Source organism: Stutzerimonas sp. C6.4V (genome assembly GCF_058536345.1).
In genome coordinates, this window is sequence record NZ_JBZUBM010000001.1 from 2,775,402 (window position 1) to 2,787,706 (window position 12,305).

The 12,305-nt window shown below is 62.0% G+C and carries 14 protein-coding genes and 1 riboswitch; of the genes, 6 read left to right on the forward strand and 8 right to left on the reverse strand.

All coding sequences use genetic code 11. The annotated features are described in order from the left end of the window. Nucleotides 1-111 precede the first annotated feature (111 nt). The 3 genes from AC4LFW_RS12965 to AC4LFW_RS12975 all read right to left on the reverse strand — a co-directional run bounded on the left by AC4LFW_RS12965 (nucleotide 112) and on the right by AC4LFW_RS12975 (nucleotide 3,363). On the reverse strand, nucleotides 112-771 hold the full coding sequence (locus AC4LFW_RS12965) for a YiaD family glycine zipper/OmpA-like lipoprotein (RefSeq protein ID WP_491819489.1): 660 nt from the start codon (nucleotides 769-771) through the stop codon (nucleotides 112-114). A 165-nt stretch (nucleotides 772-936) separates the two neighbouring features. Further along, nucleotides 937-2,619 carry a fatty acid--CoA ligase gene (locus tag AC4LFW_RS12970; RefSeq protein WP_491819491.1) on the reverse strand — a complete coding sequence of 561 codons (1,683 nt, stop codon included), beginning with the start codon at nucleotides 2,617-2,619 and terminating at the stop codon, nucleotides 937-939. A 114-nt stretch (nucleotides 2,620-2,733) separates the two neighbouring features. Then, nucleotides 2,734-3,363 carry a LysE family transporter gene (locus AC4LFW_RS12975; RefSeq protein WP_491819492.1) on the reverse strand — a complete coding sequence of 210 codons (630 nt, stop codon included), beginning with the start codon at nucleotides 3,361-3,363 and terminating at the stop codon, nucleotides 2,734-2,736. A 61-nt stretch (nucleotides 3,364-3,424) separates the two neighbouring features. On the opposite strand from AC4LFW_RS12975, the gene AC4LFW_RS12980 reads away from it, so the two are divergent. The 4 genes from AC4LFW_RS12980 (at nucleotide 3,425) to AC4LFW_RS12995 (ending at nucleotide 6,824) form a co-directional block, all read left to right on the forward strand. Continuing rightward, on the forward strand, nucleotides 3,425-4,387 hold the full coding sequence (locus AC4LFW_RS12980; protein ID WP_491819493.1) for a 2-hydroxyacid dehydrogenase: 963 nt from the start codon (nucleotides 3,425-3,427) through the stop codon (nucleotides 4,385-4,387). Between the two features lie 62 nt (nucleotides 4,388-4,449). Further along, nucleotides 4,450-5,448: a methyltransferase gene (locus tag AC4LFW_RS12985; RefSeq protein ID WP_491819494.1), complete on the forward strand. Its 999-nt coding sequence runs from the start codon at nucleotides 4,450-4,452 to the stop codon at nucleotides 5,446-5,448. A gap of 36 nt (nucleotides 5,449-5,484) precedes the next feature. Then, nucleotides 5,485-5,689: riboswitch (yybP-ykoY riboswitch) on the forward strand. A gap of 18 nt (nucleotides 5,690-5,707) precedes the next feature. After that, a complete protein-coding gene (locus AC4LFW_RS12990; RefSeq protein WP_491819495.1) occupies nucleotides 5,708-6,295 on the forward strand; it encodes a TMEM165/GDT1 family protein in 588 nt (195 codons plus the stop codon). 85 nt (nucleotides 6,296-6,380) lie between these two features. Continuing rightward, the gene (locus AC4LFW_RS12995; RefSeq protein ID WP_491819496.1) at nucleotides 6,381-6,824 is read left to right on the forward strand and encodes an ester cyclase; all 444 of its coding nucleotides are present in this window, start codon (nucleotides 6,381-6,383) and stop codon (nucleotides 6,822-6,824) included. A gap of 25 nt (nucleotides 6,825-6,849) precedes the next feature. On the opposite strand, the gene AC4LFW_RS13000 is transcribed toward AC4LFW_RS12995, so the two are convergent. From AC4LFW_RS13000 to AC4LFW_RS13015, 4 genes are all read right to left on the reverse strand, one after another. Next, nucleotides 6,850-7,665, reverse strand: coding sequence for a M48 family metallopeptidase (locus AC4LFW_RS13000; protein ID WP_491819497.1), 816 nt, complete (start codon nucleotides 7,663-7,665; stop codon nucleotides 6,850-6,852). Nucleotides 7,666-7,779: 114 nt separating this feature from the next. Further along, the gene (locus AC4LFW_RS13005) at nucleotides 7,780-8,403 is read right to left on the reverse strand and encodes an SOS response-associated peptidase (protein ID WP_491819499.1); all 624 of its coding nucleotides are present in this window, start codon (nucleotides 8,401-8,403) and stop codon (nucleotides 7,780-7,782) included. A gap of 67 nt (nucleotides 8,404-8,470) precedes the next feature. Further along, the gene (locus AC4LFW_RS13010) at nucleotides 8,471-8,731 is read right to left on the reverse strand and encodes a putative signal transducing protein (protein ID WP_491819501.1); all 261 of its coding nucleotides are present in this window, start codon (nucleotides 8,729-8,731) and stop codon (nucleotides 8,471-8,473) included. Beyond that, complete coding sequence (locus AC4LFW_RS13015; protein WP_491819503.1) at nucleotides 8,732-8,914, reverse strand: CPXCG motif-containing cysteine-rich protein; 183 nt, start codon at nucleotides 8,912-8,914, stop codon at nucleotides 8,732-8,734. A 93-nt stretch (nucleotides 8,915-9,007) separates the two neighbouring features. On the opposite strand from AC4LFW_RS13015, the gene AC4LFW_RS13020 reads away from it, so the two are divergent. Further along, a complete protein-coding gene (locus tag AC4LFW_RS13020; RefSeq protein WP_491819504.1) occupies nucleotides 9,008-10,171 on the forward strand; it encodes a 1-acyl-sn-glycerol-3-phosphate acyltransferase in 1,164 nt (387 codons plus the stop codon). A 21-nt stretch (nucleotides 10,172-10,192) separates the two neighbouring features. Here the strand turns inward: AC4LFW_RS13020 and AC4LFW_RS13025 are convergent, their stop codons facing one another. After that, a complete protein-coding gene (locus AC4LFW_RS13025; RefSeq protein WP_491819505.1) occupies nucleotides 10,193-10,471 on the reverse strand; it encodes a hypothetical protein in 279 nt (92 codons plus the stop codon). 386 nt (nucleotides 10,472-10,857) lie between these two features. Between AC4LFW_RS13025 and AC4LFW_RS13030 the strand changes: the two genes are divergently transcribed. Then, nucleotides 10,858-12,234: a DUF1329 domain-containing protein gene (locus tag AC4LFW_RS13030; protein ID WP_491819507.1), complete on the forward strand. Its 1,377-nt coding sequence runs from the start codon at nucleotides 10,858-10,860 to the stop codon at nucleotides 12,232-12,234. The last annotated feature ends 71 nt before the right edge of the window (nucleotides 12,235-12,305 follow it).

A 12,305-nucleotide genomic window follows, 5' to 3' on the forward strand; every position in this document is an offset into this window, starting at 1 on the left:
ACGGATCGCGAAGAGGTTCAATCGGCAGGAAAAAAGGGTATTAAACTGGCGCCATCAATATGGCGCGGCGAGTTCGTAGAGCGAAATCGCCAGCCCATACGTCATTGACGGTTACTGCAAGGGACGCAGATTGATCTCCACACGACGGTTCTGGGCCTTTCCCGCAGCCGTGCTGTTGCTGGCAATTGGCTGGCTGGAGCCTGCCCCATAGGCGGATATGCGGGAAGGCGTCACGCCGTTGCCTTCAAGGTAGGCCGCGACACTGCGGGCGCGGCGATTGGACAGATCCTGGTTGAGCTGCTGGGAACCGGTGCTGTCGGTATGACCAACGATGTCGATGCCGTTCTTGTTGAACTCCTTGAAGACCTGCACCAGCGAATTGAGGGTTGGGTAGAAGCTGCTGGAAATGTCTGCAGAATTGCTGGCAAAGGTGATGTTGCCCGGCATGATCAGGGTCAGGTTATTGCCGTCGCGCTGCACCTGAACACCGGTGCCCTGCAACGTCTGGCGCAGTTTGGCTTCCTGCGTATCAACGTAATAGCCGTAGCCGCCTCCGGCCGCACCACCCACCGCAGCGCCGATCAGCGCACCCTTGGCCCGGTCCTTCTTGCTTGAGGTGGCCGCGCCTATCACCGCGCCGCTGACCGCACCAATGCCGCCGTAGATGCCAGCCTTACCGGCTTCGCGTTCGCCGGTGTAAGGGTTGTTGGTACAGCCGGCCAACAGAACGATAGTGGCGGTGAATGCAGTCAGGGTACTGAGCTTTTTCATGGTTACTTCCTTCATCTCCGGGACGTCAACCCGACACCAACAATCGGCACGGGTCGAAATGCGCCGCTAGGTTAACACCCCGCCTGCGTCAGAACCGGAACGCGCCGACGAACTCAGGACTGATCCCCGTACCGATTTTCCCTGGCATCCAGCCGGACCACTGCGCTAGGTCGATGAGATCGCACTACTGCCTTCGGCCAGCCAGCGCGCGATATCGACGCGGATGCGTTTCTTGTCCAGCTTGCCGACGCTGGTCTTGGGAATGTCTTCGACCACCGCGATCTGCTGCGGAATGGCCCATCGGTTGATGTGCCCCTGCTCCACCGCCGGCTCCAGGAAGGCCTGCAAATCCCGAGCGGCCAACTGCTTGCCTGCGCACAGCACCAGCAAGGCAAACGGTCGCTCGCCCCAGCGCTCATCCGGCACACCCACCACGGCAACATCGCGCACGGCCTCATGACGACTGATCAGACCTTCCAGCGCCAGCGAGGAAATCCATTCACCGCCGGTCTTGATCACATCCTTGATACGGTCGCGGATGTCGATGTTGCCCATCGCGTCGAGGGTGGCGACATCACCGGTATGCAGCCAGCCTCCAGCCCACAGCTCCTCACTTTCCTCTGCACTGCCGACATAACCCTGGGTCAGCCATGGCGCGCGCAGTACCAGCTCCCCCTGGGACGACCCATCGGCAGGCAGAAAGCTGCCATCAGGCGCCTGGATCGCCGCGTCGACCAGCACAACCGGGACCCCGGCCTTGAGCCGGTAGGCGACCCGCTCGTCCTCGCTGGCCTGCAGCAGTTCATCGTTGATATGGGCGCCGGAAATCAGCGGACAGGTCTCGGACATGCCGTACGCCGCCACCAGTTGCATGCCACTGGCCCGTGCCGATTCGTACAGGCCGCGCGTCAGCGCGCTGCCACCGATGGTGAGTTTCCAGCCGTCGAAGTCAGTGCCTTTGGCGGCCTTGGCATTGAGCAACATCTGCACGATGGTCGGAACGCAATGGGAGAAGGTTACCTTCTCCCGCCGCCACAGCTCGATCAGCAGCTCCGGGTCATAGCGGCCGGGATAGACCTGCTTGAGGCCCATCATTGTCGCCACGTAAGGCAGGCCCCAGGCGTGCACGTGAAACATAGGCGTGATCGGCATGTAGACATCATCGGCGCCCATCAACGTCGGATTTTCGCGACATCCCACGGTAACTGCCGCTGCCAGGGTATGCAGGACCAGCTGACGATGAGTGAAGTAGACGCCCTTGGGGTCGCCAGTGGTACCGGTGGTGTAGAAAGTGGTAGCGACAGAGTCCTCGTCGAAATCAGGGAAGTCATAGTGCGGCTCTGCGCCGGCCAGCAGGCTTTCATACTCGCCGATACAGTTGGGCAGTTCGCAAGCCTTTTCTTCGGCATCAGTGATCAACAGTGTCTTTTCGACAGTCGTCACCTGGCCCGCGATGGACTGATAGAGCGCTGCAAACTCGCTGTTCACCAACACCATGCGATCTTCAGCATGGTTCATGGTGTAGAGAATCTGCTCGGGGGAGAGCCGCACGTTGATGGTATGCACCACCGCGCCGATCATTGGAATGGCGAACATGCATTCGAGATAACGGTGGCTGTCCCAGTCCATCACCGCCACCGTGTCGCCAGCCTTCACACCAGCTGCGGTGAGAACGTTGGCGAGCCTGGCGATGCGCTGGTTGAGCGTCCGGTAGTCGAAGCGCAGCTGGTCGCGGTAGACGATCTCGCGGCTACGTTCATAACGCTGCCCGGAGAGCAGCAGGCGCTTGATCAGCAGAGGATACTGGTAGGCGTTTTCGGCGGGTTTGATCACTCGGGTCTGTAGCATAGGGCTTCCTGTTATTGATGTTATGAGAGGCTCTCCAAGGCACCGTCTGGCGGCGAACGGCCATTGACCGCTGCGCCCGATACGGCATTCAGACTCCAGGCGCACGTTCAGGCGTCAGGCCACCTCGCTCGCCGCCAGACGTATGCCGAGTCCTATCAGCACCGCGCCGGTCATGCGATCGAACCAATGGCCCATACGTGCGAAGCCCGCGCGAACTCGCTCGCGGCTGAACAGCCAGGCCACCAGGCAAAACCACAAGCCGGTAGCGAACGCCAGGTATAACCCATAGCCAGCCTGAACGGCGAGTGGGGTATGGGGGTCAATAACGACTGTGAATAGGGACAGAAAGAACAGCGTCGCCTTTGGGTTGAGGCCGTTGGTAACGAACCCCATGACGAACGAACGCCTGCTTGAGAGGGGAACAGCCGCCTCTGCACAGGATAGGCTCTCGGCCGACATCGGCTTTGCACGCAGTGCCTGGTATCCCAGATAAAACAGGTAAGCGGCGGCCAGCCATTTGAAGAGGTTGAACAGCATGATCGACTGCGAGACGATCAGGCCAATCCCCAGCAGCGAGTAGCCGACGTGCACCAGAATGCCGGCACCGACGCCGACTGCAGTCCAGCTGCCGCTTCGCTGCCCGCGGGCCACACTTTCACGCACCACTACCGCGAAATCCGGCCCGGGGCTGGCCACGGCGAGCAGGTGCACCAGCGCCACAGTGAGAAATTCCATCCAGTACATCAGTCAACTCCACCAATTCCGAGGCGGTTACTCCGCCCGCTGATTCATACGAGTAAAGTCCATGAGCAATCGCCGCGCAGTATTCCTCGACCTCTCTCCGCTCGACCAGGGTGATCTGGATCTGACCCCGCTACAGTCCGCGTTCGATGAACTGATCTGCCATGCCCAAACCAGTGAAGACGAGATCATCGAGCGCCTGCAAGGCGCGCAGGTCGCTATCAGCAACAAGGTCGCGCTGAACGAAGCGACACTCGACGCCTGCCCTGACCTGGAGCTGATCCTGGTCGCAGCCACTGGCGTGAACAACATCGATCTCGCCGCTGCCAAACGACGGGGCATTGTCGTCTGCAACTGCCAGGCCTACGGCACAGCCACGGTTGCACAGCATACCTTGACGCTGTTGCTGGCGCTGGCCACCCGGCTGCCCGATTATCAGGGCGCCGTGGCCCGCGGTCGCTGGCAAGAGAGCGGACAGTTCTGCCTGCTGGATTTCCCGATTGTCGAACTGGCTGGCAAGACCCTCGGTGTACTCGGCCACGGCGAGCTGGGCAGCGCAGTGGGCAGGCTGGCCGAAGCGCTGGGCATGCACGTACTCAACGGCAACCTGCCGGGCCGCCCGCCTCGCCCGGACCGCCTGGAACTCGACGAGCTGTTGCCTCGGGTCGATGCCCTCACGCTGCATTGCCCGCTCACCGAGCAGACACGCAACCTGATCGGAGCGCGCGAACTGCAGCTGATGAAGCCCACGGCTTTCATCCTCAACACCGCCCGTGGCGGCCTGATCGATGAACAGGCCCTGGCGGACACCTTGCGTAGCGGGCATCTGGGCGGTGCTGCCACCGATGTGCTGACCAGCGAACCGCCAAGCAACGACAACCCATTGCTGGCCGCCGATGTTCCGCGCCTGATCGTCACGCCCCACAGCGCCTGGGGTAGCCGTGAAGCCCGTCAGCGCATCGTGGGCCAGCTGAGCGAGAATGCCGCCGCGTTCATGGCCGGCGCGCCAATGCGCCAGGTCAACTGACGCCAGGCTTCTGCTCGTGCGGGCAAGACTGCTAAGCTCGCCCGCTTTTGTCGGAGGCACTGATGGACCCGCGAAGCGAAGTGCTGCTGCGCCACGCCGAACTCTTCGGCGGTGAGGTGATGCTGGCAGGGCTGCCTGCCGACGACCTGCCCGGTTACCTGCCTGGCGCCAGCTGCTGGACCTGGCACGCTGGGGATCACCAGCGCCTGCAAGCCCGCTTCGCCGGGCGCTGTGCATTCGGCATCGAGACGCCCGCGCAACCCTTCGACAGCGCGGTGTTGTTCCTGCCGAAATCTCGCGAACTGACCGACTACCTGCTCGGCACCCTGGCCGCCAGTCTTGAGGGGCGATTGCTTTACCTGGTTGGGGAAAAGCGTGCAGGGGTCGAGCGCGCCGCCAAACAGCTCGCAGCGTTCGGCGAAGCTCGTAAACTCGACAGTGCCCGGCATTGCCAGCTCTGGCAGGTCCGAGTGCAGAACACGCCGAAGGCTCCGGAACTGCACGCCCTCGCGCAGCAGTTCACTCTCGACCTGGCTGACGGCCCGCTGAAGGTAACGAGCCTGCCGGGCGTCTTCAGCCATGGCCGCCTCGATCGTGGCACCGCCTTGTTGCTGGATCACCTGGACAACTTGCCCAGCGGCCGCCTGCTCGACTTCGGCTGTGGCGCCGGCATCATCGGCGCGACATTGAAGAAACGTTACCCGGACAGCGACATCGTGCTGCTCGATGTCGATGCCTTTGCAGTCGAGAGCAGCCGCATGACGCTCGCCGCGAACGGTCTGGAGGCGCAAGTCATTGCCGGTGACGGTATTGACGCTGCACCGGCGCACTGCGCTGCGATCGTCAGCAATCCGCCCTTCCACCAGGGTGTGCACACTCACTACCAGGCCAGCGAGACCTTGCTGCAACGCGCAGCTGAGCATCTGCAACCCGGCGGCGAACTGCGCCTGGTGGCCAATGCATTCCTCAAATATCCCCCTCTGATCGAAGCGCATCTGGGTCGCTGCGAGACGCTCATTCATGCAGACGGCTTTCGGATCTATCGAGCCAGTCGGCGCTGAGTGCGCGCCGCGCTTGCGCTACAGGCCGGGCTTGGGCAAACTCGCGCCCGTCCTGGGGGAGTAGTCTCCGGCGAGCGCTCTGCTCGCCTGGCATACGTCAACATACTTGGTCCACAGACCATGGCGCATGCGACCCGCGCGGCCCGACGAGACGGCCGCGCATGGTCTGACAAGACCCATGACACGTACACCTGACCCGGGGCGGGCAGGGGGTGCGTGTCATGGTGAACTGTCGACCCGCCCCTGCAAGGATGTCTGTTTGGAATCGTTCTATATCCCCACCCTGATCGTTGCGCTGGCTGAGATCGGCGACAAGACGCAGCTGCTGGCACTGCTCCTGGCGGCACGTTATCGCCGCCCCATGCCGATCATCTGGGGCATTGTCGTCGCGACTCTGGTCAACCATGCTGCTGCCGGTGCCATCGGCAGCTGGGTTTCCTCACTGGTCTCCCCAGCGACTCTCAGCTGGGTGCTGGCAGCCTCGTTTGTCGCCGTCGCCCTCTGGACGCTCGTGCCGGACAAGCTGGAGGAGGACGAAGCATCACGCGGCCGGCGATTCGGTCCCTTCGTCGCGACGCTGATCGCCTTTTTCCTCGCCGAGATGGGCGACAAGACGCAGGTCGCTACTGTGATGCTCGCTGCGCAATACCCCGACTTCATCCTGGTCATCATTGGCACGACCCTGGGCATGCTGATCGCCAATGTGCCGGTCGTACTGGCCGGCAACTTCGCCGCCGACCGCATGCCCCTCACGCTGATCCGTCGTATTGCCGCCATTGGTTTCGCTGCGCTGGCGGTCTATGCGGCTTACCAGGCGCTGCGCTTGAGCGGCATGTTGCCAGTCTGATACGCAACGCAAATCGCGGTCTGCCGGGTGCTGGTAGAGTGCCCGCTCACCGCGTTCTGGCGGCATTTGAGGGGGAGCAGGCTGGATGTCACCTGAAGAACGAAAACGACGGGTTCGGCAGCACATCGACCTGAGCTGGAGCAAGGGACGACTGGCGCTGGCCGAACAGTTGCAGAGCCGTTATTTCAGCTATCGGAGCTCGTTTATCGCACAGCCGGTAAACAGCGCAGGCTTCAGCCTTATCGTGCGGGAGATTCGCCAGGCGATGCCTGACCTGGAAGTGGTAGTGGATGAATGCCTCAGCGAAGGCAACCGCGTGGTCACTTCAAGCACCCTGTTCGGCACCCTGATCAAGCCAGCGTTCGGCTATCCGCCGAGCAACAAGATCCTAACCGTTGCGGCCATGTCGATCTGGACACTTAACCCAGGCGGAGATATCGAGGAGATCAGCACCCTCTTCGATCTTGAAGGCGCACGCAAACAGTTGGGCATGGAAAGCCCGATTCCCATCACTTTGCCACCGACCTGACCAGGCCGGTGGCAGCACAACGCCGTCAGCGTTTCTGGTTCTGCTCGTACAGCGGCATCACCTTGGGGATGGTCGACTGCAGCGCCTGCGTACGGCTGCTGGATGACGGATGCGTACTGAGAAACTCCGGCGGCGCGGAGCCTCCGGCCGCCGCCATCTTCTGCCAGAGGCTGACAGCTGCATTCGGGTTGTAGCCAGCGCGTGCAGCCAGCTCCAGACCAATCAGGTCAGCCTCGTTTTCGTTGCTGCGGCTGTTGGGCAGGGTCATCAGGTACTGCACACCCATGTTGGCCAGCTGCAGGCTGCCGTCGCCAATCCCCACTGCCGAACCGAGCTGCGTCGCCATCTGTACGCCATAGGCCTTGGACATGGCTTCGCGACCATGCTCTCGCAGCGCATGGGCAATCTCATGCCCCATGACTGCCGCAATCTCGTCGTCGGTCAGGTTGAGCTTCTCGATCAGGCCGGTATAGAAAATGATCTTCCCGCCCGGTCCGGCGTTGGCATTGAGCTCCGGGCTGTCGATCACGTTGACGTCCCAATCCCACTGGGCCGCATCTGGCCTGAAGGCCTTGACCTCGGCGATCAGGCGACTGGCAATACGATTGACCCGCTGCGCCACCGGCGAGTTGTTTTCCAGCACACCCTTGCTCTTCGCCTCTGAGACGGTCTGTTGATACGACTGCGCATACATCTGGTTGACCTGCTCGGTCGACAGCATGCTGAACATGTACTGTTTGCGGTCCACGCCAACGGCACCGCTGCTGGTGGTGTTGACCGCCTGGCAGCCAGCCAGTATCGAGGCTGCGAAGAAGAGTGTAATCGGATGCGGCTTCAACATGTCGCGTCTCCCTGGGATTCTGCGCCGTATGCTAGTGGGAGCTCGCCCACCGGGCAACCGGCGCCTCTTGCTGCATGGCCGCAACTGGGATTGCGTACCGCCAATCCAGCCACCTTAGCCGTTGACAGGTGTCAGGCACTCGGGCGCATCCAGCTTCGGGTCGTTGACGAACGTCGCCAAGGGCCGCTCTCGCAAGGGTGGTTGAGCCGCAGCCATTAGTGCCTGAAGCGCTTCGAGCGGCGTGTCAGGATCGAGCCAGGCGGCCATTGCCGCCTGACCCAGCAGCAGCGGCCGGCGTTGATTGGCTGCTGGCAGTGTGACTACCGCAGCACTTAGATAGGTATGGCCTTGCACCGGATAGGCTTCCCAGATCGCCGCCAGGTACATCAGCGAGTCTTCGGCAGTCATCCAGTACGGCCGCTTGCGTGCCGTACCGCGCCACTCATAGAACCCGTTGGCTGGAAACACACCGCGACGCAGGCGGAAGGCCTCGCGAAACATCGGCTGCTCGGCCAGGGTTTCCGCGCGCGCCTGCGCCGGGGTTCGGGTGAAGTCGGTCAGCCACGGCGGAGTCAGCCCCCAGCGCACGCTGCTGAGCTGAAGTCCGTCGCCCTGCTGACGCAGCAGCAGTACCGATGCCCCGGGCGCCAGGCTCCAGTGCGGTTGTTGATCAGCGGGAAAACCAGGCAGCGCGGCAAAGGCCGGGCTCCAGCGAAACAGGGCGAAGCGGCCACACATGAACAGGGACTCGTCAGAAGGGAAATCAAGGGAGCCGACCAGGCAACGCACACAGCACCCGGGGCGGTCAGCAAATCAGCTCACCCGGATAACTGTCCGGTTCTTCACCAAATAGCGGCTCGGCGCCATTGTACGCAGCGATTAACCGCCGTGCGCGGTCGGCCTCCTCATCCGCGACCATAAGCCCCAGCAGGCCGCAGGCGGGAAGTTCGCCCACGGCACCGACCAGATGCCGCCCGGTCAGAAATGCCTCGACACCCTCCCCGGCCAGCATACCGCTGAGCATTTCGGCTTCGAGCAGGTCCCGAGGTTCATAGACACGCTGCATTCATTCGTCCTCCCGCAGCACATCGAGCTGCCAGTCGCTTCCATCGGTGCGCAGGTCGAAGACGATGGGACGGCAACAAACGGAGCAATCCTCGATATAGCGCTGATCGCCTCCGCTGAGATCCAGCACAGCCTCCACCTCTTCGCCGCAATAGGGGCATTCGTACGCCTGTGTTTCCAGCATCAGCGTCTCCCGTGTGACTTGTCGCTATAATCTGCTGTCAGTTTCGACCCCAAACAGTTGGGTTATCTAGTTGTTTCCCTTACAGAGAGCATGATGGACGAATTCGAAGCCATCCGACCCTATGCCGACGCCGAAGTCCCAGCCGTAATGGCGCGACTGTTCGCCGACCGGGAGTTCCTCGACATTCTGGCCCACTTTCGCTTTCCGCGGCTGGCCGGGCCAATGGGCTGGGCCCTCAAGCCGCTGATTGCGCAGCGGCTGCGCCGCGAGTTTGCCCGCATCGATTCGGTCGACACGCTGCAGGCCCGGATCGAAATGTACCTCGACCGCACCATCGAGCGCGCCACCGACGGCATTACCTATTCGGGACTGGACAAGCTGCAGCCCGGCAAAGCCTATCTTTTTCTGGCCAACCATCGTGACATCGTCATGGACCCGGCCTTCGTCAACTATGCGCTCTATCAGGCGAAGATGCGCACGCCACGCATCGCCATTGGCGACAATCTGCTACAGCGTCCCTTTGTCAGCGACCTGATGCGCCTGAACAAGAGCTTCATCGTGCGCCGTTCGATCACCGGCCGGCGAGAAAAACTGGCGGCTTACCAGGTGCTGTCTGCCTATATCAATCATTCGATCCGCAACGATGGCGAATCGATCTGGATCGCCCAGGCCGAAGGCCGCGCCAAGGACGGCGACGATCGCACCGATTCTGCAATCTTGAAAATGTTGCATATGAGCCGAAAGGAAGAGCCTTTTGCTGAAGCCTTGGCGGCGCTTCGCCCGACGCCAGTGTCGATCAGTTACGAATACGATCCGTGCGACCAGGCCAAGGCACGGGAACTCTACATTCGCGCGACCACGGGAACCTACGTCAAGGTTCCGGGTGAAGACGACACCAGCATTGCGCTCGGTATCACCGGCTACAAGGGCCGGGTACACGTCAGTTTCGGTACGCCGATCACAGAGGTTCCGGACGATGCCAAGCAACTGGCCACCGAGATCGACCAACAGATTCTTTGTGACTACCGGTTGTTCCCGGTGAACTACCTGGCCTACCGGATCTGGGAAGGTCGCGACCCGCAACTGCAGCTACCGGAACTGGCCGATCTGTTCAGTGCCGCCGAGATTGCACGAGCCGAGGCCGAATGGGGCAAGCGGCTGGCGGCCTGCCCGAGCGTTCAGCAGCCTTATCTGATCCAGCAATACGCCACGCCGGTGCGCAACCAGCATCGCATCAAGGCCGGGCTCAGTCTTTGAGCCCCTCGCCCGGCAGCCTGTTCAGGCCAGCCGGGTCAGCATCGAAAGCAGCCAGGCCAGGCCGAGGCTGGAGAAGCCGATTGCATAGAAAGCGCGATTCACGCGGCGAGTCGCCTTCTCCCGACCCTCGCTGGCCACCTGCATGTGGCTCGCCGCCAGGCGCAGCCGTGTCGCGAAGAACTGGCGGCGCCAGCGAGTAGCCACGAGCAGCCAACTCGCCGCCAGGGCAATGAGCAGTGCCATCGAGTTGAGCAGCCAGGCGAGATCCGCCAACCCCGACATATCGATTTGCAGTGACAACCGAACCTCCACCGCACGTGACTAATATCCAGGCCCCGGCACTCCGGGAATGGCGCGCAAGTCTACCGAAACCTGGCGTAAGCCAGCCGTTTTCCCGACCAAACGCGAGCCAAGGCCAAGATGGCAATTTGCCTGGTATTTACGCCGTTTATGCGCATAGGTGCCCTACCCGCGATTGACATATATTCGGCTTCGGCTCCACCCTCGATCCACCCGGGAACACCGAAATAGAGCGTGCGTCTGGTCGAAGACCAGGCGGGACTGCCACCGGCCGGGTGCCGGCCTCGCCATGCAGGATGATGGCGCAGTGCCGTCGAGACACCCAGTTCCGCACACCGCAGGCATGCATTCGCGCATGAGCGGCACCGTATTAACAGGACAGAACAATGAACAAGATGATCGTGAAGACGGGGGCTTTCTCACTCTCCCTGCTGGCCGGCGCATTGCTGGCCTCTGCGGCCATGGCAGCCGTTCCGGAGACCGATGCCGCCAGGCTCGGCAATAGCCTGACGCCGGTGGGCGCGGAAATGGCAGGCAATGCGGCCGGCACCATTCCGGCCTGGACCGGCGGGTTGGCAACCGATGCAGCCCAGGTCACCTCCAATGGCTTCGTCAGCGACCCCTACCCGGACGACAAGCCCAAGTTCACCATCACCGCGCAGAACTATGAGCAATACAAGGACAACCTGAGCCCCGGCCAGATCGCCATGCTCAAACGCTACCCTGACACCTATCGCCTGCCGGTCTTCGAAACCCGCCGCAGCGCCGCGATGCCTCAGCGGATCTACGACGCAGCACGCAAGAATGCCATGCAGACCCAATTGGTCCGGGGCGGCAACGGCCTGGAACATTTCGACACTTCCGTCGCTTTCCCTATTCCCAGGGATGGCCTGGAAGTCATCTGGAACCACATCACCCGCTACCGTGGCGGCTCGGCCCGCCGCACCGTTGCGCAGGCGACGCCACAAGTCAATGGCAGCTACAGCCTGGTGAAATTCGTCGACGAGGTCGTCTACACCGACACGCTGAGCGACTACAACCCGGAAAAACACGGCAACGTGCTGTTCTATTTCAAGCAACAGGTGACCGAGCCGTCGCGCCTGGCCGGCAACGTGCTGCTCGTCCACGAGACGCTCGATCAGGTCAAGGAACCACGCATGGCCTGGATCTACAACGCCGGCCAGCGCCGCGTCCGCCGTGCACCGCAGGTGGCCTATGACGGCCCGGGCACCGCATCCGATGGGCTACGCACCTCCGATAACCTGGACATGTTCAACGGCGCGCCGGACCGTTACGAGTGGAAGCTGGTCGGCAAGAAGGAAATGTACATCCCCTACAACGCCTACCGCCTGGACTCACCGCAGCTCAAGTACGACGACATCATCAGGGCCGGTCATATCAACCAGGACCTGACCCGTTACGAGTTGCACCGCGTATGGGAAGTCGAGGCGACGCTCAAGACCGGCGAGCGCCATATCTATGCCAAGCGACACTTCTTCATCGACGAGGATACCTGGCAGGCCGCGGTCATCGACCACTATGACGGCCGCAACGCACTGTGGCGCGTTGCCGAGGCCCATGCCGAGTACATCTATAACGACCAGGTTCCGCTGTATGCCATGGAAACCCTGTATGACCTGATCTCCGGCCGCTATTTGGTGATGGGCATGAAGAACGAGGAAAACAATCCCTACACCTATAACTACAAAGCCAACTCCAACCAGTACACGCCGGCGGCCCTGCGTAATTCGGGCGTGCGATAGACTCAGAGAGACCCCAACAGCGCCCCGGTCCATCCGGGGCGCTTGTCTTTCGCGACAGGCTGTCAGGCAGG

Excerpts from the sequence above, each read along its gene's own strand:
- AC4LFW_RS12965 (WP_491819489.1), bottom strand. The coding sequence starts at position 771 with ATGAAAAAGCTCAGTACCCTGACTGCATTCACCGCCACTATCGTTCTG.
- AC4LFW_RS12970 (WP_491819491.1), bottom strand. The coding sequence starts at position 2,619 with ATGCTACAGACCCGAGTGATCAAACCCGCCGAAAACGCCTACCAGTAT.
- AC4LFW_RS12975 (WP_491819492.1), bottom strand. The coding sequence starts at position 3,363 with ATGTACTGGATGGAATTTCTCACTGTGGCGCTGGTGCACCTGCTCGCC.
- AC4LFW_RS12980 (WP_491819493.1), top strand. The coding sequence starts at position 3,425 with ATGAGCAATCGCCGCGCAGTATTCCTCGACCTCTCTCCGCTCGACCAG.
- AC4LFW_RS12985 (WP_491819494.1), top strand. The coding sequence starts at position 4,450 with ATGGACCCGCGAAGCGAAGTGCTGCTGCGCCACGCCGAACTCTTCGGC.
- AC4LFW_RS12995 (WP_491819496.1), top strand. The coding sequence starts at position 6,381 with ATGTCACCTGAAGAACGAAAACGACGGGTTCGGCAGCACATCGACCTG.
- AC4LFW_RS13000 (WP_491819497.1), bottom strand. The coding sequence starts at position 7,665 with ATGTTGAAGCCGCATCCGATTACACTCTTCTTCGCAGCCTCGATACTG.
- AC4LFW_RS13005 (WP_491819499.1), bottom strand. The coding sequence starts at position 8,403 with ATGTGTGGCCGCTTCGCCCTGTTTCGCTGGAGCCCGGCCTTTGCCGCG.
- AC4LFW_RS13010 (WP_491819501.1), bottom strand. The coding sequence starts at position 8,731 with ATGCAGCGTGTCTATGAACCTCGGGACCTGCTCGAAGCCGAAATGCTC.
- AC4LFW_RS13015 (WP_491819503.1), bottom strand. The coding sequence starts at position 8,914 with ATGCTGGAAACACAGGCGTACGAATGCCCCTATTGCGGCGAAGAGGTG.
- AC4LFW_RS13020 (WP_491819504.1), top strand. The coding sequence starts at position 9,008 with ATGGACGAATTCGAAGCCATCCGACCCTATGCCGACGCCGAAGTCCCA.
- AC4LFW_RS13030 (WP_491819507.1), top strand. The coding sequence starts at position 10,858 with ATGAACAAGATGATCGTGAAGACGGGGGCTTTCTCACTCTCCCTGCTG.